Consider the following 23,453-nt stretch of genomic DNA (forward strand, 5'->3'; position numbering starts at 1 on the left):
TAATCAATACAAAATAGGCTAAACATGCACTATTCATTATCCCATTCAACTTGGAAGGCCATTCTAACGCTGTTCTTAGTAGCAGGAATTACGGCCGGATGTACCGGGCAACAATCCGGAGAAGAAGAACAGGAATCTGAACCATTAACCGATACCACGGCTCCTTTACATGCGCTGCAACCTGATTATCCGGTGCAGTATGAGGCGGCATCAGAAGAACAAATCATAGAAACGCTGACTCGCGTACGCGATTACCTGGATGCCAACACCCCCATGGTGTTACTGGAAGAAGGCACCGAAAATGAGGTAACCGATATCAAAGGGTATACCGGCGATACCGAATTTGAAGCCGGTGATTTCCGACTCGTGAGCTATGAGTGGGGCGTTACCTACGCCGGAATGCAGCTGGCCGGAGAAGTAACGGGGGATGATTCCTTCACTGAATACTCCACCGAGCGGATTAATTTTTTAGCAGATGTGGTGAATGCCCATCGCGAAAAGCTGGAAGCAAATCCAACATTGGAAACACCTGTAGAATCACTTATCCATCCCGGCGCACTGGATGATGCAGGAGCAATGAGTGCGGCCATGATTAAATCTATGGATGCCGGTTACAACGATGCAGAGCATTTAGACTGGTTGGTCAATAACCTGGTGGGTTATATTCACAACGAACAGTTTAGATTGGAAGATGGTACGCTTGCAAGAAACCGCCCACAGGACAATACCCTTTGGCTGGATGATATGTTCATGAGTATTCCGGCGCTGGCACAAATGGGCCACCACACCGGCGAGCAAAAGTATTTTGACGATGCTGTTAAGCAAGTGCGCCAGTTTGCGGAGCGTATGTTTGATGAAGAAAAAGGCATCTATTTCCACGGCTGGGTACAGGCAATGGAAGACAAACCACGTTTCCACTGGGGACGTGCTAATGGTTGGGCGCTGATGGCTAAAGTAGAGCTGTTGTCGGTGTTGCCGGAAGATCACCCTGGATATGATGATGTGCTGGAACAGCTTCAGGCGCACATTAAAGGACTTGCACAATATCAGTCCGGTGAAGGCCGCTGGCACCAGCTGCTGGATAAAACCGACTCTTATTTGGAAACTTCCGCTTCTGCCATTTATGCCTATTCCATCGCCCGTGCAATTAACCGCGATTGGGTGGATGAAAAATCCTACGGTCCGATGGTTCTGTTGGCCTGGAATTCAGTAAGCAATCAAGTGAATGAAATTGGCCAAGTAGAAGGAACCTGTGTGGGTACCGGTATGGCTTTTGATCCTGCGTTCTATTACCACCGTCCGATTAATGTATACGCGGCTCATGGCTATGGTCCCGTAATTTTGGCCGGTGCCGAGATCCTGGAGCTGACTCGCAACCACGATATTGCCATCAACGACAGCGGCCTGCAGGTGTACGGCGAGAAGTAGGTTGGATGATGAACATCGAACATTCAACAAAGAACATTGAATGTTGAAGTGAGGGTTAGTCCAAAATCCCGTAGGGATGACAGATAATAGCCCCCGACTTTAGTCGGGGGTAAAGAATGCAACCAGATAGAACCTCCGCCCGGATGTTTTTAAAGACCAAATGGATACCGGAGGTTGGGCAAAATGTTTAATTGTGATATGAGTGATGTAACTGAAGATGGTCTCATGATGATTATCTCATTGTATCACAAAAATCAATAGCCATCCGCTAAATCAGCGTCATCAGCGTTCCATTCGATTATTACAAAGGGCAGGGCGAACCTGAGCTTTACAAAGAGTACAATTATATGTGCGGTCAACCTTCATTTCGTCCCGTTGTTGGGGCGGAATGAAGTTTCCTTTTGATGGGAATGAGATTAATGGAAACAGTTTGTCCTTGGCACCAACACCTCTCACCATTCAAAAAGGAACAACTTTTTGAATGGATCTCTCCTCAAGGAGAGACTTTCTGGGGGATGTATTACAGATTAGAAACTTATGCATAGACCCCTGGGATTGAATTCCACTTCGAATAAGTCCTTCCTTGAGGAAGGTGCCAGGTTTTGGCTGGCCAAAACACGCGGATGGTGTTCGTGCCAAAGGCTATATTGCCATCTGCAAAAAAGAAAATCTATGACACACAAACGAATTTTACCCATACTTCTGGTTCTGGCAGCCGTCCTGCAAACCACCTTGATGGCTCAAAGCCGGCCGGATACCACCTTTAAAATTTTCCAATTTCCTGCCGATCAGATTCCACGGATTGATGGTGATGTTTCGGATTGGGATATGGTGCCCGCCAGCTATGAGATTGGCACCGATCAATTGGTAGATGACAATGGGAATTACACGGAACCAGATTCCAGCACTCTGGCTGTAAAGGTAAAAGTGGGTTGGGTAGAAGGGATGAACCGACTGTATTTTCTATATGAAGCCGAGGATGATTTTTGGCATTTCAATGAAACCGGCCTCAAAAACGATACCTATGAAATTGTAGTGGATGCCGATCTTTCCGGCGGACCGCTCATCGATCGCTTTCACCCCAACACACGCATTGGCAAATGGGATGCCTACTTTTCCTTTCACGGCGTACATGCCCAGAACTATCACATTTTCACTCCGCCAGTAGACAAAGACTGGACGCTGGCGTGGGGGCCTCAGTCCTGGATTAAAGACTTACCCTACGCCAATGCGGCCTATGATTTCAATTTTGAGCACGGGGATTCCGGTAAACTGACCCTTGAATTCTGGATCACGCCCTTTGATTATGCCGGTGCCGAAGGACCAGGGCGCGCGGTGAAATCCAAACTGTATGAGAACAAACTCATTGGCTTAAGCTGGGCCGTGCTGGATTATGACGAAGGTGGTGGTCAGGATGGCTTTTGGAATCTCTCGGCCGAGCATACTATGTACGGGCAGGCATCTGAGCTGGTGATGTTTCGCCTGATGACGATGGAGCCTGAATTCAAAGCACCGGTAGAAGCCGCATGGGATTTCAAAGTGATTGATATGGATCGGCGTATGGTGGCCTTTCAAGATGAATCGGAGGGAGAGATTACCTCTTGGAATTGGGATTTTGGAGATGGTAATACATCCACAGAACAACATCCGATTCATCAATACGAGGAGCCCGGGTTGTATGTGGTAGTGCTGGAGGTAGAAGGACCTGAAGGCAAAGACCGGCTTTCGAAAGTATGGGACGTGGCGGTGCGCTAAGGATTTGAATATCGAACATTGAATATTCAACAATGAATTTTATCAAAGTACATCACGAAAATTATAAGTATCAACGTTAAACGAGGATTACCCATGGGGCCAACACCTCTCCCGGCTAAAGCCGTACTCTCCTCAAGGAGAGACTTTTTCCGGGGAGGAATTACAGCTACGTTGCCTGCAAAAGTTTTTTAGATTGAATTCCATATCAGTTAGTCCTTCCTTGAGGAAGGTGCCTTGGTTTTGACTTGTCAAAACCGGCGGAGGGTGTTCGTGCCAAAGGGCGGTTACTTATTACCTACCAAACTATTACCATTTTATCATCATTGTAACAAATTTATCACTCCAAAAAGAAAACACATGTACCGCAACGCTTTTAAAATGAAACTTAAGTCCGGCTTTAAAGCAGAATACAAAAAACGCCATGATGAGATCTGGCCGGAGCTGGAAGAAGCCCTCACCGAAGCCGGCATCCATGATTATTCCATTTTTCTGGATGAAGAAACCAACACGTTATTTGCCGTGCAGAAGCTGGAAGATGATTTCGATGGTGAGTCGCTACGGGAACTGCCAATCATGAAAAAATGGTGGGACTATATGAAAGACATTATGGAAGTGAACCCCGACAACTCTCCAGTAGAAAAGTCTTTGGAAGAAGTGTTCCATATGGATTGACCTGTCCGGGAGGGATGCTTTAAATAGCTTGGCTAGCTATCACGCTTAAATGAACACCAACCGGCTGGTGTCCCGAACAATTCGGGGCGGTAGGCGGGGGAACATTGATAACTGGTAAACACATTGCCATCATTTAATCTTAATAACAAAAGGATAAACAGCTGTATGCATTCAACATGTTTTAGGAGCAGGATTAGATTACTACTCATCGTAATAGTTGCATTAATGGCATCCAATCTCAGCGCCCAGACCCCGATAGGTAACTTGCAGTCGCAGTTTGAACGGGATGGAAATACGGTCCTTTTTTCCGGAGAGAATGCAGACTTACAACTTGAATTTTATACCCCCTCCATGGTTCGGGTACAAACCAGTTGGGATCGATCTTTCGAGACCGTGGGTAAGGAATGGATGTTGGTAGATAACCACTGGCCGCAGGTAGATGTGAGTGTTGAAGAAGCTGGGGAGGAAGTCCGTTTTAAAACCGATGATTTAGTAGTTAGCGTGCAAAAAGAGCCCCTGAAACTAACATTTTTGACCCCGAGTGGGACAGTACTGAATACAGAAGAGATTTCCCAATCAAGTGGTGGGATGATGAAAAAAGGTGAAGCCGTCTGGGTTGAGAAAAAACTCCTGCCGGAAGAGCATTTCTTTGGTTTTGGAGAAAGGATGGATTTCGTGGATCAACGAGGTAAAAAAATTGAGCTGGATGTGGGACGCGGTACCGGACCTACGCATACCGTTGGGGCATACAACATCCTGAAGGCCAACTATTCACCGGTTCCCTTCTTTATGAGTACAAGAGGCTACGGCATTTTCTTCCACACTCCCTACACTACGCACTGGGATATGGGAAACAGCGATACAAATGTCTACTCTTTTAAAGCGGAGAACGGACAGATCGATTACTTCTTCATGTATGGTCCTGAATTTCCTGCCATACTCGATCAATACACGGATCTCACGGGAAAGTCGCCACTTGTACCCGAATTTACGCTGGGACTTAATGTGGGAACCTATAGCGGCGGAACCTGGGGTCATGAGGGAAATACTTCAGACGATTACGTGATTAACCTGGGCAGAAAGTTCAAAGAAAAAGGAATTCCAGCCGACGTACTGCATCTCGATTCCACCTGGCGCATATTCGGTCCTAACGGATATGGTTCAACCACCTTTGAGTGGCGCAATACCTTCAAAAACCCTGAAGCTATGTTCGACAGTCTATATGCCATGGACTACAATATGGTAGGGGTGCACGTCCGTCCACGTTACGACAACGGAAACAAATATAACCTGCTTGACCAGGCCAGGGAAGCCGGAGTGGTATATCCCGAACCCGGTGGCGGCGAATTTGTTAACGTTTTTGATTCTGTGGCCGTGGATTGGTGGTGGGAGCATGGCGCGCGAATCGTGATCGAGCAGGGGGCTATGTTTTTTAAAACGGATGAGGGCAGTGCCTTTGGAAATAAAGCCAATGAAAGCGACAAAACAGGTCCCACCGGCCCCGAAGCTAAGCGTCTGCATAACCTGTTTCCTCTTGCCTATACATCAGCTCCCTTTACGCGTTTCCAGGATGAAAACAACATGCGCGGCTTCAACCTCACGCGCGAAGGCTATGCAGGTATTCAACGCTACCCCTACATTTGGGCGGGAGACTGGTCCAGCGAGTGGCAGTATTTTGAACCTGTCATAAGGGCCGGGCTGAACATAGGGCTCTCAGGAGTTGGGTTCTGGTCGCATAACATGGGAGGATTTGAACACGTGCCAGACCCCGAGCTATATATCCGGTGGGTACAGTTTGGCATGTTCAGTCCTATCGCACACTTATTCGGTATGGATCATCCTGGCTACAAAGAACCCTGGAGTTATGGCGAGCAGGCAGAGCGCATCTTCAAAAAATATGACCGTATGCGTTACCGGATGATTCCATACATCTATAGTGAAGCCTGGAAAATGCACAACACCGGGAAGCCGATTATGCGGGCCCTGGTGCTTGAATACCAAGACGACATCAATACCTATGATATCGATGACCAATATATGTTTGGCGATAACCTGCTGGTGGCCCCGGTGACCACCAAAGGTGCCAAGACCCGAACCGTGTATCTGCCGGAGGGCACTTGGTATGATTACTGGAATGGCGAAAAATACAGCGGCAAGCAACATGTAGCGTATCTGACTCCGCTCGACAAACTGCCGATCTTTGTAAAAGCAGGAGGAATCATTCCGCAGCGCAACCGCATCGAGAACCTGGGCGAACAGCCGGCCGATACGCTTAGCCTGGAAATTTTTCCGCATGGTCAATCTTCTTATGAAATCTATGATGATGACGGCAAAAGCAGGGAGTATGAGAGCGGGGAATATGCCATCACAACCGTAACGGTAGATGATCAATCCCTAAAAACAACTGTGAATATTCAAGCCCCTGAAGGCTCATATCAGGTTCCGGAGCGTTCATATAAGCTGCTTATCCACACGAAGCAGGCTCCTGAATCGGTGCAAGAGGATTCTCGAGTATTGAGTAAAATATCCAATTTTGAAGTATTCCAAGAAGAATCGCAGGAAGACGGCTGGTATTTTGACGAAGAGTCAGGTAAGCTATTTGTCAGGCTTTCCGGTAGCAGTGCAGAGGATATAAACGTCACTATTTCTAAATAACCGTCAGTTCAATATTTGAATAGATATAGAATATGCTTTTTGGTCATTCCGCGGCGTACATGTCCCGACAAACTTGTCGGTGAGGCCCGGAATCTTATTGCTTGCCAGATATCAATAGTTGGATTCAACGCGACAGTTAGATCCCTGCTTTCGTAGGGATGACTTTACAAACTTCTATTTATCTGTTTCACCTATTCTTATCTCGAAGGCAAGTTAAAAAATTAAACGGCTTAAAAGGTGCTACTACTAGTCATCTTTCATTTTATATACCTCTGAACAGGCGAGCAGGAAGCAGCCCAGCCCGTAATCTTCAAAATCTGCAAGATTAGTATTATCCGTGTTCCACCCACTCGGGTTTTATAAAATAGGGCCAAAGCTGGAATTTTGGATGAAGAAAAAACGATGAACATTTCTATCAGTTCTCGCCCCCAAAACGGGTTCAAATTCTTTTCAGAAAAAAGTTATATCTGCATAGTAGATTCCAATTTTGGCTGTCTCTTATGATGTAAAGAGTCTTGTTTGGCAGAAAAAGCATCCTGACGTCTGGTTTAGGCCAAAGGGCTTTCTAATTTCCAATAAGAGCCATTGCTCTCACAGGCAGCTAAATAATCTAAAGAAACCGAAGGGTTTCGTTCAAATTATGTTGTATGAATAATATTCTCCAGCGGTTAGACGCCCGCCTCAAAAACATTGATGAATATGAACGGCGACCAGTGCCGGATGATAAACGTAAAGGCTGGAAAGGTTTTATAGGGATGTATGCCGGAGAGCATACTGCAGGCACCGAGTTTGTGATTGGTCCTTTATTTGTAGCACATGGTGTGGCTACAGGTGAATTAATTTGGGGACTTATTCTGGGTAATATCCTGGCCGTATTAAGCTGGGCTTTTTTATGTGCTCCCGTAGCCGTGAAGACCAAGCTTACCCTGTACTGGCAAATGAAGAAAATTTGCGGCTCAAAGCTGGCTTTGATTTATAATGTGGTAAATGCATTGATGTTTTGCTTTTTAGCCGGTGCCATGATAGCGGTAGCTGCTACGGCCATTGGCTTGCCTTTTGGTATACCCATGCCTGAATTGGGAGATTGGATGCCAACAAGTATCGGCTGGATTATTACGGTTTTTCTGGTTGGATTGGTGATTACCGTAGTGGCTATTTTAGGTTACGATTACGTGGCTTGGTTTGCCAACGTTGCTTTCCCTTGGATGCTGTTGGTATTTATTGCTGCCGCACTGGCTACCCTTCCTCAATTGGGAGTAACTTCCATTTCTGATTTTTGGACGGTGGCCCAGGAAAAAATTTGGACAGGGGTTCCGGCAGAAGGACAAAGTAAATTTACTTTTTGGCACGTAATGTTTTTTGCCTGGTTTGCCAACATGGCTATGCACATCGGGATGGCGGATATGTCCATCTTACGATTTGCTAAAAAATGGCAGCATGGTTTTGCCTCAGGCACAGGAATGTTTTTTGGCCATTTTATAGCCTGGATGGCTTCAGGTATTTTGACAGCTGCAGCCGCTGGCGCCATTGCGCCTGGTATCATTGCTTATAATGGCGCAGGTGTGGCTGGTGCCATCTGTGTGGTTATTGCGGGATGGACTACTGCCAACCCCACTATATATCGTGCAGGACTCGCTTTTCAATCGGTAACCCCTAACTGGAAACGCTGGAAGGTTACCCTGTTCACCGGTATGGTTACTTCCATTGCCGCTTGTTTCCCTGCCCTGGTAATGCAATTACTCGATTTTGTGGCCCTCTATGGTTTGGTGCTGATGCCAATGGGCGCGGTTATTTTCCTGGATGTCATGGTTTTTCAAAAAATGAACCTGCAAAGCAATCTTGCCGAAAAAATTGGTCTCAGTTTCAACTGGACAGCCGGCCTGACCTGGGGCATTACGCTACTGCTCTGCCTCTTTATCAATCTCTATATCGGTATTGAAATCTTTTTCCTTGGATTACCGGGTTGGTTTATTGCAGCACTGCTTTACATCGGGCTGAGCCTCCTGTACCAAAAGAAAATCATGAAGGCCAAACCGGCACAAGCAACGGCATAGAAAATTATTCAATATAGAATCTACTTGAGCAACAAGAGTACTATCAACGTAAAATTATAAAGTAACGACGAAGACAAGACGATGGAAACAAGCATAGTTGAAAGTTATTTCAGACAAGTTGAAAGCAAATGGGACGAAAATGAGGTAAAGGATAAAGACGCTTTGGCACGTCTTGTTTATCGTTCCAACCTGTTAGGGAGTGATGCTTACATCAACAACACCGGGGGAGGAAATACCTCCAGTAAGGTGATGGAAAAGGATCCGATCAACGGGGAAGAAGCCGAAGTACTTTGGGTAAAGGGCTCAGGAGGAGATTTACGTACGGCCAAGAAACCAAATTTTGCTTCCTTGTATCAACAGAAATTGTTGAAGCTGCAGGAGATATATCACGATATGGACAACACCGGGCTGAAGACGCCGGCAGAGGATTCCATGACGAAAATGTACCCGCATTGCACCTACAACTTAAACCCGCGGGCACCTTCTATTGACACGCCACTGCATAGTTTTATTCCGTTTAAGTTTGTGGATCACACGCATCCCGTTCCGGTAATTGCCATTGCAACGGCTGATAATGGTCCGGAGCTGATGGAAAAGATTTACGGGGATGAAGTGGCTTGGGTTGACTGGATGCGTCCAGGTTTTGAACTAGGCCTGAAGCTTCAGGAAACCATCAAAGAAAATCCCGACATTCGCGGCATTATCTTGGGCGGACACGGACTGATTAACTGGGCCGATGATGACCAGGAATGCTACGAACTTAGCCTGGAACTTATCAACAAAGCCGCTGCCTACCTGGAAGAGCATGAATTAGGCGAAGAAGCATTTGGCGGTGCCAAATTTGAATCCCTGGCCAAAGATAAACGCCGGGAAGTTTTTGGAGAAGTACTTCCATTTCTCCGCGGACAAGTAAGCCAGCAAAACCAGTTTATCGGAACCATTCAGGATGATGAAACCACTTTGCAGTTCATCAACTCTAAGGATGCACCACGTCTGGCCGAGTTGGGAACATCCTGTCCTGATCACTTTTTACGCACTAAGATTAAGCCGTTGTATGTGGAATGGGATCCACAATCGGGTTCGGTAGATGATCTGAAAGAAAAAATTGTAGAAGGTCTCGGTGAATATCGTGATGACTACGCTGATTACTACAACAATCACAAAGACGAAGATTCGCCGGATATGCGCGATCCCAACCCTACGGTGATTTTGATTCCCGGATTGGGAATGGTTGCCTGGGGTAAAAACAAAAGTGAGTCACGCGTGACAGCCGAGTTTTATACCGCTGCTATTGGTGTGATGCGCGGGGCAGAATCTGTAGCTAACTATACGGCACTGCCTAAGCAGGAAGCGTACGACATTGAATACTGGGCACTTGAAGAAGCCAAGCTACAGCGCATGCCACCTGAAAGCGAACTTTCGCGGCAGGTTGTTGCTGTGGTTGGTGCCGGAAGCGGCATCGGCAAAGCCCTGGTTACCCGCCTGATTGAAGAAGGTGGAACGGTAGCCGCATTGGATTTAAACGAAGAAGCCGCAGAAGCTACCGCTAAAGAAGTGCTGGATGAAATTGGCATGGGCATTGGCGTGGCAGGATCGGACATTAGTGGTTCAGGAGATATTATTGGCGTAGGCTGTGATATTACTGACCGTTCTTCGGTGAAAGAAGCTTTGAAGAAAGTGGTATTGGCTTACGGTGGGGTGGATCATGTGGCGGTTACTGCCGGCTTGTATCCCACGCCCGACCAGCATGGAAACGTAGGCGATTCGGCTTGGGATAATAGTTTTGCCGTAAACGTGAAAGGCAATTACATTGTAGCGGATGAAGTATCTGAAATCTGGCATGCTCAGAACCTGAAAGGAAGTATGGTAATTACTACCAGTGCAAATGCTGTTGTTCCTAAATCAGGAAGTATGGCGTACGACACCAGTAAGTCAGCCGCCAACCACCTGATTCGCGAATTGGCGATTACACTTTCTCCCAAAGTTCGGGTGAATGGTGTGGCACCGGCAACCGTAGTGGAAGGCAGCAGCATGTTTCCGCGGGACCGTGTGATTGCTTCTCTCACCAAGTATGGCATTGAGTTTAGCAAAGAAGAAAGCACGGAAGCCCTGCGCGACAAACTGGCCGGGTTTTATGCCAGTCGTACGCTCACGCAGCGCAATATTACCCTGGAACAACAATGCGAGGCTATTTATGGCCTGATAAGCTCTAAGTTTAGCAATACAACCGGGCATGTAATTCCAGTTGACGGCGGACTTAAAGACGCATTTCTGCGATAACACTTAATCAACGATCTCCCGGCTATGCGAATACTGCTTATTATCATATCAATTATTGGATTGATGCTGACCATCATTCCATCTATACTGGTATTCACCCAGAATATGACACTGGAAACCCATAAACAGTTAATGGCAACCGGGATGATCCTCTGGTTTGGAACCGCCGTGTTTTGGATTGAAGGCCAGGATTAACAGCACTATCCAAGACCTGTCAGGTTTTAGAAACCTGACAGGTCTATTCCTAAAAAAGGCAATTCGTTCGTAGATTTATTATCTGCGAAATCAGCATTTTAACTCTGTTTCTACATTGGCGGGACGAGAAATCCATGCTGACTTAATTGCACAAAAAGATTTAGTACACCCTTATGAATATCACATCTTCACACATTGAAGAGCACAACAAAACAGTTAAAGATGATCACCAGGAAAGCCTGGACGCCTTGGCTCATCAGCTTAATAAACGAAATATCGACATAAATGAACTGGTGGAGCAGGCCGGAGCCTTTCAGGTGGCTATTCCCAGCTGGGCATTAGGTGCCGGCGGTACGCGTTTTGGACGGTTTGCCATGGGCGGCGAGCCCCGCAGCCTGGAAGAGAAAATTGAGGATGTGGGCTTGTTGCATGCCCTGAATCATTCAAGTGGCGCCATTTCACTGCATATTCCCTGGGATATCCCCGAAGATACCGCTGCCGTGAAAGAGCTGGCGGACAAGCATAATTTAGTTTTTGATGCCGTAAACTCGAATACCTTTCAGGACCAGGAAGATCAGGAGCATTCCTACAAATACGGCTCGCTTTCTCACACTAAAGAAGAAGTCCGTGAGCAGGCCATTGAACATAATATTGAAGTGATAAAATACGGGAAGGCACTTGGCTCCAAAGCACTGACGGTGTGGCTGGCCGATGGCTCCAATTTTCCCGGACAACAGAATTTCGGGAAGGCGCTTAGAAACACTGAAGAATCCCTGCACAAAATTTATGACGCACTGCCCGACGACTGGCAGGTGCTGATTGAATACAAACCCTACGAGCCCAATTTCTATTCCATGGTAATTCCCGATTGGGGCACCTCTTTTCTGCTGGCGAATAAGCTGGGTGATCAGGCTAAGACCCTGGTGGATTTAGGGCATCATCTTCCTAATACCAACATTGAGCAAATTGTAGCTATTCTGCTGATGGAGGGTAAACTGGGCGGATTCCATTTTAACGATTCTAAGTACGGGGATGATGATTTGACGGCTGGCTCTCTGAAGCCTTACCAGTTATTCTTGATTTTCAATGAGTTGATTGAAGGCACCGATGGTCCTGAAGAACTCCGCAACCAGATAGCCTGGATGATTGACGCCAGCCATAATGTGAAAGATCCGCTGGAAGATTTACTCCAATCAGTTGAGGCTATTCAACAGGCATATGTAAAAGCATTGTTGATTGACCGGGATAAATTAAAGGACGTGCGGGAAGAAAATGATCCTGCCGGAGCACAGGAAGTGTTGCAGGATGCTTTCCAAACCGATGTGCGTCCACTGCTGACGGAAGCACGAGTACGTCATCAGGCGGCGGCCGACCCCATACAGCTATACCGAGCGCTGGGCGTTCGTAAACAATTGATTGAGGAACGAGGGGCTGATAGCGTGGCTACCGGCCTGTAATCATCCCGAAAAAAGAAGAATAACCATGACCACCCCAAAATCCGTAACCGCCGTTTTCGATATTGGGAAAACCAATAAGAAGTTTTTCCTGTTTGACGAGCAGTACGGCGTAGTGCGGAAAACGCAGGTGAAGCTGAAGCAGACCACCGACGACGATGGCGACCCCTGTGAGGATTTGCCGGCCCTGGAGCGCTGGATCAAAGAAAATATCCGTGAGGTGCAGGAGGATGAATCGGTGGATGTGCAGGCGCTGAATTTTTCGACCTACGGTGCCAGTCTGGTACATTTGGATGAAGAAGGGAAGACCGTAACGCCCTTATATAATTATCTGAAACCCTTTCCCGAAGACTTGTTAAATCAGTTTTATAGCAGCTACAAAGGCCGGGAAGGGCTGTCGCTGGAAACGGCTTCCCCGCCTATGGGAATGCTGAATTCGGGCCTGCAGCTGTATTGGCTGAAATACGGGAAGCCGGAAGTGTTTAAAAAGATTCGGAAGAGCCTGCACTTTCCTCAGTATTTGAGTTATGTGATGACGGGGCTGCAAACTTCAGAGCTAACAAGTATCGGCTGCCATACGGCTATGTGGAATTTTGAGCAGGATGATTATCACGCCTGGATGAAGCAGGAAGATTTATTGGAATTACTGCCCGGTATTGAGCCTGTTACGGCCACTTTTCCTGTCCCATGGAAAGATAAAACCTTGGAAACCGGGGTGGGTATACATGACAGCTCGGCCGCACTGGCTCCCTATTTATTTGCCCTGGATGAACCTTTTATGCTGGTTTCAACGGGTACGTGGAGTATCACCTTCAACCCATTTAATAAACAACCGCTTACCTTTGATGAGCTGCAGCGCGATTGTCTCTGCTACCTGGATGTATATGGCAACCAAGTGAAGGCGGCCCGTTTTTTTCTGGGAAATGAATATAGTGTACAAAAAGAAAGGCTGATGCAACATTTCGATATTCCGGAAGATGCAGAACCGGTTGATTTAGACCCGAAGCTGATGAAAGAAATTATCCAAAAAGATAACCCGGCGCTTAAGCTGAAATTACATACAGCCTATAATTCCGGGCCTTATCCTCAGAATAAACCCGGCGAATGGGATATCACCCAGTTTGATTCGTACCAGGAAGCCTACCATCAGTTAATGCTGGATTTAGCATCCATTCAGGCAGAGTCTATTAAGCTGGCCGGTGGAGACGTTTCAGCCAATAAGCTGGTGATAACCGGAGGGTTCAGTCAAAACGAATTTTTTATTCGTCTGCTGGCTTGTTTTTTCCCGGAAAAAGAGATTTATACTTCGAGTTTACCGAATGCCTCAGCCCTTGGCGCGGCTATGGTGGTAAATGATGACAGCAGGCTGAAGCATGACAAAGAAGCTGCCAATCGTTTACTTGGATTGAAGAAGCACGAAGCTTGTAAAGCTACAGAAGCCGGCGGTTACCGCTGGAAAGAATCGGTGTTGAGTTGATGATGGCAGGCCGTTGGGTTGATTGGAAGTGATTTGCCTTCGGCACCAACACCTCTCACAAACAATGTGGGAACAGCCACATTGTTTGATCTCTCCTCAAGGAGAGACTTTCTGTGCTTGAATTATGACTGTGATAATTACAAAAAAACATGGAGATAGAAATCCGCTTCGAAAAGTCCTCCCTTGAGGGAGGTGCCGGGTTTTGATTTATCAAAACACGCGGAGGGTGTTCGTGCCAAGGGCTAAAAATGTTGAACACAAATAGAAGCCGTGAAGATGTATCTTTGGCATATTGCCAGCCCAACCTCCGAATGGACATTACGCCTTTGGTTGTAATGGTGCGGAGGTTTCTAAGCCAGGGCACGCATGTTTCCACGGACCAAAGTCCGTGGCTACACTCGGTCGTCCCAGTGGGACTATTGATAGTAACTCTGTAGTCCTACTTACGTCTCCTTTGTTGGCTCCCTTGGATGTTAGGGAAGAAACAAGAAAGAGTTTTAGCAACAATGGCTTTTTGATTTCCCATAGCATCCAGACCTTGCCTTCAATAACAGGCACCTATAAAACAGTCTCTTAAATTCATTATAAAATCTACCATGCGCATTTCGCTGTTCATCACTTGCTTTAACGATACGCTGTTCCCTGAAACGGGCAAAGCCATGGTTCGTTTGCTGGAGCGGTTAGGACATACCGTTGATTTCCCTTTCGAACAAACCTGCTGCGGACAGATGCATTACAATACCGGATACCAGGAAGAGGCCATTCCGCTGGTACGCAAGTTTATCGATGTTTTTGGAGATGCGGAGTATATCGTGGCGCCGTCTGCTTCTTGTGTGGCTATGATTCACGAGTTTTACCCCAAAGTGGCCGAACGTTCCGGTGATGCACAACTGGCAAAAGAAGTAGAAGAAATCATCCCAAAAGTATATGAGCTGTCGCAGTTTTTGGTGGATGAGCTGGGTATTGAAGATGTGGGAGCCTATTATCCCCACAAAGTAACTTTTCACCCCACCTGCCATTCTATTCGGATGCTGCATGTAGGGGATGCACCGCTGAAATTATTGAGAAAAGTGAAGGGACTGGAACTGGAAGAATTGCCCGGCGCATTAGAATGCTGCGGCTTTGGAGGAACTTTTGCCGTGAAAAATGCCGATACCTCCATGGCTATGCTCAGCGATAAAATGAAGAATATCGAAAGTACGGGAGCCAAAGCCTGTACGTCTATTGATAATTCGTGTCTGATGCACATCGGAGGAGGGTTATCACGCAAAGGAAGTGATACCAAGGCGGTTCACCTGGCGGAAATTTTGGCTTCAACGGAGGAGAACCAATGAGCAGGCAAACACCCACTTTTCAGGAAACGGCCGATGCCTATCTAAACAACACGCAACTGCGGGAAAACCTGGGCCACGCGACCCATACCATCCGGGATAAACGTGCTGATATTGTGGGAGAGATGCCCGATTGGGAGCATCTCCGGGAAGCCGGCAACAAGCTGAAAAAGCGCGTAATGCGTCATCTGGATTCATACCTGTTACAGCTTGAGGCATCCGTACAGGAAGCGGGTGGACACGTACACTGGGCACGGGATGCGGAAGAAGCCAATGATATTATTACCGGACTGGTAAAACAGCAGCAGGTGGATGAAGTGGTGAAGGTAAAATCCATTACCACCGATGAAATCAAACTGAATGAAGCCCTGAAAAAAGAAGGCATACAGGCGCTGGAAACGGATTTGGCGGAGCTGATTGTACAGCTGGCTGAGGATGAGCCTTCGCATATACTGGTGCCGGCCATCCACAAAAACCGGAAAGAGATCCGGGATTTATTTCGGGAGAAATTAAATAACAAGGAATTGACTGATCGCCCCGAGGATTTGGCAGAGGCGGCCCGTTTATATCTCAGGAAGAAGTTTTTGAGTGCAAAGGTGGGCATCAGCGGCGCGAATTTTGGCGTGGCGGATACCGGAACCATTGCCGTGGTGGAATCGGAGGGCAACGGCCGGATGTGTACCACGCTACCTGAAACATTGATTACGGTGATGGGCATCGAAAAACTCATCCCTACCTGGCAGGATTTTGAAGTATTCATGCAGCTGCTGCCTCGTTCATCTACTGCCGAGCGTATGAATCCGTACAACTCCTTTTGGACGGGCGTTACGCCGGGCGATGGTCCCCAGGAGTTTCACTTGGTGCTGTTGGATAATGGCCGAACCAACGTATTGGCCGATGAAGTGGGAAGGCAGACGTTGAATTGCATCCGCTGCAGTGCGTGCCTGAATGTATGTCCCGTGTACGAACGTACCGGCGGACATGCCTATCACTCCGTATATCCCGGGCCCATAGGCGCCATTTTAACGCCGCAACTCAAAGGCATTGAAGATGACGGAGCAGCTTCGCTTCCGTATGCTTCGAGTTTATGTGGAGCATGCTATGAAGTCTGTCCGGTTAAGATTGATATCCCCAAAGTGCTGGTGCACCTGCGGGGCAAAATTGTGGACGAGAAGAAACGTAATGGTTCGTTAAAAGCTAAACTGGACCCGGAGCATGTGGGATTGAAATTGATGGCCCAGGCATTTAAGAATTCAAAAAGGTATGAACGGGCGCAGAAGCTGGCTCAAACAGGGCAAAATATTTTTGTCAAAGATGGAAAGATCTCCAGTTTGCCGGGCTATCTGTCTGGCTGGAGCGCCATGCGGGATCTGAAGCCCATCCCCAAAGAAACATTCCGTGAATGGTGGAGGAACCGCAATGAGTAAAGCCAAAGATGAAATACTGCACCGCATACAATCAGCCCTGAAAGAGGTGCCTGCGGATGAAAAACGGGAAGATGTTGCAGTGAACCGTGAGTACATCCAAAAAGGAAATCTGAGTGGTGAAGAGCTGGTAACACTTTTTGTAGAACGCTCCGGCGAATACCAGGCAACTGTGAAACGGATCAAGAAAGAAGAGCTAAAAGATGAAATTAGCAAAGCCTGTGATCGCCATAAGGCTATAAAAATGGTAATTCCTGCCGGTTTTAAAACCGATTGGTTACCGGATCTGCTGGAGCCACAGTTTGATGATTCCGGTGCACCTCTATCTCACGACGAACTAGATCAACTGGACGGAGTAATCTCTACCTGTGCGCTGGCTGTGGCCCAAACCGGAACCATTATTCTGGATGCCGGGGCGGGACAAGGCAGACGCGTACTTTCCCTGCTGCCCGATTATCATTTATGCATTGTTCGGGAAGATCAGATAGTGGAAACCGTTCCTGAAGGCTTTGCCGGGGTATCGGATCAAGTAAAAAAAGAAGGTCGGCCGATTACGTTTATTTCCGGTCCGTCTGCTACTTCTGATATCGAGCTCAACCGTGTGGAGGGTGTGCACGGCCCGCGCAAGTTGGATATTTTAGTGGTAGGTGGGTGAACATGGAACACCGAATAACAAACATTGAATAAGGAATGTTGAAGCAATCCTGTCAATCCTTTTAATCTTGGTTCAAACTGTTGTAGTAAGTAAAAGGGAGAGATAATAAGGCTCATCGTTTGAATCCACCATCGCACATCCCCCTGTAAATTTCTAAAGAAATTTCCGGTCCCTCTTCAAAGAGGGAATTATCTATTTACCAGCCTAATATTCAGTTATTTATATCTGAGTTATTCTTTATTCCATGCGTATTAACTGATAATTCTCCCTTTGAAGGGAGACCGGTTCAGACCTTCAGGTCTGAAGCAGGGGGATGTGAGATGCTCGAAATGGGAAAAGATGCTTGAATCGAAGAGCATTAAGTATTTTCAACTTCGCTAACCACATTCGCATTTTTCAATGGGCAGGATTACATTGCAATTCGGAAAGGAATTGAAATCAGTTAGTTGGAGAAAATGAACTTTATGACTTATCAGTATACCTGCCTGATACTTTTAACTTTTCTTGTCGGATGTTCAAATCATGCAGATCCTGATAAAGAGATCCCGATCAGCCTGGATAAGTTTGCTGACGGGATCCATCACTATGAACTGTTTGCCGAAGAGTTAGATTATCCGCGGCTGGATACCAGCAATTACCGGGGCATTGCCGACAACCTGGTGACTTTTCAAAATGAAGACGGCGGCTGGCCCAAGAACATCGATTGGCTGGCGGATGTGGATATGGATTCTCTGAAGAACACCCTAAGCCCGCGTGATGTCCAAAGCACCTTCGACAACGACAACACCCATCCTCAAATAGATTTTCTGGCGAGGATGTACTCTCGTACTGGAAATGAGAAATACAGGGAAAGTGCAGAAGAAGGACTCCGATATATCCTGGAAACCCAAAACCCAAGCGGAGGCTGGCGTGGCTGGGATGTGGATGCCATCACTTTTAATGATAATGTGATGACCGGCATCATGGAAGTGCTGCTGGATGTGAAAACAGGAAAATCCTATTACGAATGGGTGGAACCGGAATTAAGGCGGGAGCTAAATCAGGCTTTTGATGAAGCTTTAGATGTGACGCTACGTTGTCAGATTGAAGTGAATGGCGTAAAAAAAGCATGGGGACAGCAGCACGATCATCAAACGCTGGAGCCGGTGCAGGGGCGTACCTATGAATTTCCGGCGGTGGTTTCGAGGGAATCGGTAGGCGTTGTGGAATTCCTGATGCAGATTAATAACCCCGATGAACGGATCGTTGAAGCCGTTGATGCCGCAGTAAGCTGGATGAGAAGGTCCGGTCTGGAAAATATCCGCATCGATACCATTCATATTTCCCCGGATACCTATCCCGGTCAAAATCTGGATGTGGACCGAAAGGTAACCATAGATTCTTCGGCATCTACCATTTGGGCTCGTTATTATGAAGTGGAGGGCAATACTCCTTTTTTCGCCACCCGGTCTGGTGAAAAAGTATATTCCCTGGCCGAAGTCAATCCGGAACGCCGGGGCGGTTACGCCTGGTACGGCTACTGGCCGGCGGAGCTGATTGAAGAAAAGTATCCGGCCTGGAAAAAGAGGGAGGGACTGAAATAGCTATTTTTGTTCATGCGGTTCTTGAATAAGGTTTAGTAAGAGGAAAATATAGTGATTCTATAATCAGAGTGACTGCCCTCCCTGAAAATTCAACAGGTTGAATTTTCTGTCCCTCCATGAGGGACACAGATTCCTAAATCTTATCACCAGTCAGATTATAAGTCAGAGTTTTTTTGATAAAATTATGATCCCGAATTTCCCTGTCAAATCACCCGGTTGTTCTCTTATTACCTTATTCCCTCCTTAATTACTTCTTCGCCTGCTCTTCCTTCTCTTTCAGCACGTAATTCACATATAGAAACTCAAGGGCTGCAGCCTCATAGCCTTCCCAGTTTGTGATGAGTTCCTGGAATCTTTCTTCGGAAGTATTGTGGGGATCTTCACCGTAGCTCCAGATAATCCAGCGGCGCAAACCTTTTTCTTCGCCTTTCTTTTTTACGGAGGGAAAAACGGCATCGGTTCGGGCACGCATCATCATTAAATCCTGTCCGGAAGTGGGGCCAATGCCTTTTATTTTGGTGATGGTGTTGTAGAAGGTTTCGGGATCACATTTCATAAGAAAATCCATGTCCACATTACCGGCTACAATGTCGTTGGCAAGACCGACCAGATATTGCCCTTTTCGCAAAGTAGGACCCATTTTGCGGATGTTGGCCGGGTCGGCTTTCATCAACTGATGCGGCCGCGGCCAGGCAGGCAGGTTTTGCTTGCCGTGCATAAGGGCACTGCCATAGTTTTCCCGGATTTTGAACATCATCTTTTTAGCCGTTGGCTTGTGGTTCATCTGCATCTGTACAATACGGTACAAGATGTCTTCAAACAGATTAGCGCGGGTCATGCGCTTCAGTCCATAGAGTTCACTCAATTTATTTCCCAACACAGGATCATCAGAAGCCTTTTCATACAGGGGACGCAAATCCATATCGGTACCAAGAATTTTGGCCAGATTTTGGTTCGCTACCTCAATCTCTTCTTTATCAAGCGATTCCGGTGTTTCTATGTGGAATTCAGGGTTTTCCGGATCACCATTAAAAAACACAGTTACGATAATATCACGATCGCCAACGGGCAAAGGACGGGTAAATCCTTCCTCAAATATTTTTTCCGGTTCATGTTCGTGATCGAAATAGGATTCCACATCCAGGCAAAGAAACCAGTCGTGCGGAGGAATAGATTTTAAGGTCCAGGAGCTCATAGTGGTGATTAGGTAATAAGTTAGTTAGTGAAAAAGTAAATAAGGATTCTGGGTTAATGAGTCCAGTTATCCAGTGATTTATAAAGGGGTATATATCACATTCGTTCCAACGCAGAGCGTTGGAACGAGTTGCGTTTTTCCTTATCTACTTATTCACTTATCTACTAAATCCAAGCCTCTCAGTTAGCCAATTCCACTTCTTTAGATGAGGCATAACCAAAGGGATTCCAGCTGATAGCCTTGGCTTTTTCCAATAAATTGGCTGTGGTTACATACACCACAGGGATAAACACCAATGTTACCAGGGTAGAAGCGGTCAGTCCACCAATAACTACACGGGCCAGGGAAGCCTGAATTTCTGCACCGGCGCCGATTCCAAAGGAGAGAGGTAACAGTCCAAGTACAGTGGTTAAGGTAGTGATGAGTATGGGGCGCAAACGTAATCTTCCCGCTTCAACCACCGCTTCAAAAACCGGCATGTTTTTCTCGCGGCGCATCAGGTTGATATAATCCACCAACACAATGGCATTGTTTACCACAATTCCGATCAGCATAATCATTCCCATCAGACTTTGAATATTCAAGGTAGTGCCGGTAAGCAAGAGGGCGGGTATCACGCCTATAATAGCTAAAGGCACAGAAAACATTACCACCAGGGGATCAGAGAAACGCTCAAACTGTCCGGCCATCACCATGTAAATCAAAATAAAGGCCATCACGATAGCCATGCTGAAGTCAGAGGCTGCTTTTTGCTGCTCCTCGTATTCTCCGCCGTAGACAATCGAATATCCTTCGGGGAGCGGGAAGTCAATTAATTCTTCCTGAATAGCTTCTACGGCTTCTCCAAGAGCCATATCACCAGAAAGGTTTGCGGTGATGTTGGTCACGCGCTGTCCATTTATTCGGTTGATATCTTCCGGTCCGCGAGCGCGTTCTTTGCTGATGACAGCCGAGACGGGAAGTACTTCTCCAGCCGGGGTACGGATTGAAATATTGTCTAGATCCAACGTACCTAAACGGTCTTCAGGACGCAGGCGAACGGTAATAGGATATTCATCGCCGCCAATACGGTAAGAGCCCGCACGACTACCACCAATATTGGTTTGGATTATTTGGGCAACCTGGTTGATAGACATTCCCAGGTCGGCAATTTTCTCGCGATCAAAAATAATGCGCTCCTCCGGGCTTCCTTCACTTCGTCCGACACGTACTTCCATGATGCCCGGGATTTCTTCTACCCGTAATTTGATCTGTTGGGCCAGTTCGTACGCCTTTTCAATATCATAGCCGCGTAATTCAAACTGCACGTCCTCTGCGCCACCACCGCCAAATACACGGCGCAATATCCATAATCCAGAGCCGGCATTAACTCGGATGTCGGCACCGGGGATTTTACCGGAGAGGTTTTCCCGGATTTGATCCGCTAGTTCCGAAGTGCTTTGAGAACGTTTAGACTGAGGAACCATAGCAAGTTCCACTTCAGCACGTCCATCGCGAACCTCGGTAGTAAAAAATTCTACATCTTCCATGGGAACCGTAGCCCGAACGATATTCTCAAGTTCTTTCAGGTACAGGTTTTGAACGGCAATGTTGGTTCCATCGGCCATCTCCAGGTCGATGTCGATTTCGTCGGCATCGGTTTGAGGTGCTAACTCAACAGGAATAATGGGTAAGAGCAGAAAGCTGGCAACAACCAGCACACCTGTAATCCCAAATACCCATGACTTACGGTTCAAGATTTTCTCCAGCATAGCGGAATACTTGAATTCCATCTTCTGGAAAAACTTCTGGAACTTTCCCTTTTTAGAATTTCCGCCTTTTTTAACTGTCAGGAATTTGCTGGAAAGCATTGGGACCAGGGTCAGTGCTACTAGCAGAGAACAGACCAGGGAGAATACAACAACCAGCGCCAGTTCCTGAAACATCAATCCTGAAATAGTTTGCATAAACATCACCGGTAAAAAGATTACACAGGTGGTAAGGGTGGAGGCCACAATAGCACCGGCCACTTGTTTAGTCCCGATCAACGCACTTGCTTCCAGTTCTTCTTCCTCTTCTTCCCGAAGCCGTATAATGTTCTCTAACACCACAATGGCGTTATCTACAATCAATCCAACCCCGAGGGCCAACCCTCCAAAACTCATTTGGTTTAAGGTAAGATCATTGAAATACAGCAGGGCAAAAGTGGCAATGATGGATATGGGTATCGCAACAGCAATAATAAAAGTAGAGGACCCATTCCTGAAAAACACATATAAAACCACTACAGCTAATAGAGCTCCCCAAATGGCTGAGCTTTGCACATTATCGATAGAGCTTTGAATAAACTGGCTTTGGTCGATGGTTACAAAAAGCTCAAGGTCATTGCGTTCACTGTTAATCTGCTCTACCTGTTGCCGGATATCTTCAGCTACCGCTACGGTATTGGCTCCGGTCTGCTTGCGAATGCCAAAGCGTACCATAGGTTTCTCATCAATATATACCACGCGGTCCAGATCTTGGTAGCCAAAAGAAACTTCAGCGACATCTTTAACACGGATGGGTTTATTATCGATGGTTGTGATGACCGTATTGGCAATTTGATCTATCGATTCATACTCACCAAGCGTTCGTACATACAATTGCTGCAGGCCGGAGTTTACATTCCCTCCCGGCAGATTGGCATTTTCTCGAGCAATAGCTTGTTGCACTTCCGCCGTAGTAAGGCCACTAGCAATGAGACGGTCTCGCTTAATATCTACCTTAACTTCACGCTCAATACCGCCCCAGATGTCGATAGAGCCCACACCATTAATTTGCTCAAAGCGTTTGGTTACTTCCCGGTCCAATAGATCGGTCAGATCGGCCAGGTTCATATCCGAATTGGCACCCACGATTACAATGGGGAAGTTATTAGGGTCAAACTTCCAGATTCGCGGGGGCTCGGCTTCCGGGGGAATGTCATCACGAACACGGTCAAGGGCAGCACGTACATCATTGGCGGCTACATCTACATCCACACTTTGGGCAAATTCCAGGGTAACCCGGCTGCCGCCTTCTTCCGATCTGGAACGAACGCGTTCTACGCCCGGTACGCCGGCAAGTGCATTTTCAACGGGCTCTGTAATGATTTGCTCCATTTCCTCGGGGCCCACATTGGCATAATCCGTAGCTACGGTAAGCTGGGGATATTCAATAGGAGGAAGTAAATCAACCGGGAGAAACCGAAAACCAATAACTCCCAGGGTTATGATGATCAGGAAGACCATCGAAGTCGCAATAGGGCGCTTAATCGACGTTTCAGTGATAGGCATAG

Annotated in this window: 15 protein-coding genes; 13 read left to right on the plus strand and 2 right to left on the minus strand. The window is 46.9% G+C overall.

The annotated features are described in order from the left end of the window. Positions 1–24: 24 nt before the first annotated feature. The 13 genes from FN815_RS06090 to pelA all read left to right on the plus strand — a co-directional run bounded on the left by FN815_RS06090 (position 25) and on the right by pelA (position 18,963). Positions 25–1,428 (plus strand): glycoside hydrolase family 88/105 protein, encoded by a 1,404-nt coding sequence (locus FN815_RS06090; RefSeq protein WP_142453736.1) that lies wholly within the window; start codon positions 25–27, stop codon positions 1,426–1,428. 672 nt (positions 1,429–2,100) lie between these two features. Further along, positions 2,101–3,183 carry a PKD domain-containing protein gene (locus FN815_RS06095; RefSeq protein WP_221930258.1) on the plus strand — a complete coding sequence of 361 codons (1,083 nt, stop codon included), beginning with the start codon at positions 2,101–2,103 and terminating at the stop codon, positions 3,181–3,183. Between the two features lie 357 nt (positions 3,184–3,540). Continuing rightward, the gene (rhaM, locus tag FN815_RS06100) at positions 3,541–3,855 is read left to right on the plus strand and encodes an L-rhamnose mutarotase (protein ID WP_142453737.1); all 315 of its coding nucleotides are present in this window, start codon (positions 3,541–3,543) and stop codon (positions 3,853–3,855) included. A gap of 225 nt (positions 3,856–4,080) precedes the next feature. Next, positions 4,081–6,510, plus strand: coding sequence for a glycoside hydrolase family 31 protein (locus FN815_RS06105; RefSeq protein ID WP_142453738.1), 2,430 nt, complete (start codon positions 4,081–4,083; stop codon positions 6,508–6,510). Positions 6,511–7,157: 647 nt separating this feature from the next. Continuing rightward, positions 7,158–8,564: a purine-cytosine permease family protein gene (locus FN815_RS06110; RefSeq protein ID WP_142453739.1), complete on the plus strand. Its 1,407-nt coding sequence runs from the start codon at positions 7,158–7,160 to the stop codon at positions 8,562–8,564. 81 nt (positions 8,565–8,645) lie between these two features. After that, positions 8,646–10,844 carry a bifunctional rhamnulose-1-phosphate aldolase/short-chain dehydrogenase gene (locus tag FN815_RS06115; protein ID WP_142453740.1) on the plus strand — a complete coding sequence of 733 codons (2,199 nt, stop codon included), beginning with the start codon at positions 8,646–8,648 and terminating at the stop codon, positions 10,842–10,844. Positions 10,845–10,868: 24 nt separating this feature from the next. Next, positions 10,869–11,039, plus strand: a complete 171-nt coding sequence (locus FN815_RS18860) for a hypothetical protein (RefSeq protein ID WP_185957188.1) — start codon at positions 10,869–10,871, stop codon at positions 11,037–11,039. A gap of 173 nt (positions 11,040–11,212) precedes the next feature. Then, complete coding sequence (locus tag FN815_RS06120; protein ID WP_142453741.1) at positions 11,213–12,496, plus strand: sugar isomerase; 1,284 nt, start codon at positions 11,213–11,215, stop codon at positions 12,494–12,496. Between the two features lie 25 nt (positions 12,497–12,521). Continuing rightward, positions 12,522–13,970, plus strand: a complete 1,449-nt coding sequence (locus FN815_RS06125; RefSeq protein ID WP_142453742.1) for an FGGY-family carbohydrate kinase — start codon at positions 12,522–12,524, stop codon at positions 13,968–13,970. A 596-nt stretch (positions 13,971–14,566) separates the two neighbouring features. Beyond that, positions 14,567–15,304, plus strand: a complete 738-nt coding sequence (locus tag FN815_RS06130) for a (Fe-S)-binding protein (protein WP_142453743.1) — start codon at positions 14,567–14,569, stop codon at positions 15,302–15,304. Next, positions 15,301–16,728: a LutB/LldF family L-lactate oxidation iron-sulfur protein gene (locus FN815_RS06135; RefSeq protein ID WP_142453744.1), complete on the plus strand. Its 1,428-nt coding sequence runs from the start codon at positions 15,301–15,303 to the stop codon at positions 16,726–16,728. Before FN815_RS06130 ends, FN815_RS06135 begins: the two co-directional genes overlap by 4 nt. Beyond that, positions 16,721–17,380, plus strand: a complete 660-nt coding sequence (locus FN815_RS06140) for a LutC/YkgG family protein (protein WP_142453745.1) — start codon at positions 16,721–16,723, stop codon at positions 17,378–17,380. Before FN815_RS06135 ends, FN815_RS06140 begins: the two co-directional genes overlap by 8 nt. Before the next feature lie 455 nt (positions 17,381–17,835). Further along, complete coding sequence (gene pelA, locus FN815_RS06145) at positions 17,836–18,963, plus strand: pectate lyase (protein WP_142453746.1); 1,128 nt, start codon at positions 17,836–17,838, stop codon at positions 18,961–18,963. Between the two features lie 247 nt (positions 18,964–19,210). Here pelA and FN815_RS06150 read toward each other — a convergent pair whose 3' ends face one another. Beyond that, positions 19,211–20,158, minus strand: coding sequence for a DNA-3-methyladenine glycosylase family protein (locus FN815_RS06150; RefSeq protein WP_142453747.1), 948 nt, complete (start codon positions 20,156–20,158; stop codon positions 19,211–19,213). 179 nt (positions 20,159–20,337) lie between these two features. Then, positions 20,338–23,451 (minus strand): efflux RND transporter permease subunit, encoded by a 3,114-nt coding sequence (locus tag FN815_RS06155; protein WP_142453748.1) that lies wholly within the window; start codon positions 23,449–23,451, stop codon positions 20,338–20,340. Between the last annotated feature and the right edge of the window lie 2 nt (positions 23,452–23,453).

The sequence above is a fragment of the Gracilimonas mengyeensis genome, from assembly GCF_900182705.1.
Classification (GTDB): domain Bacteria; phylum Bacteroidota; class Rhodothermia; order Balneolales; family Balneolaceae; genus Gracilimonas; species Gracilimonas mengyeensis.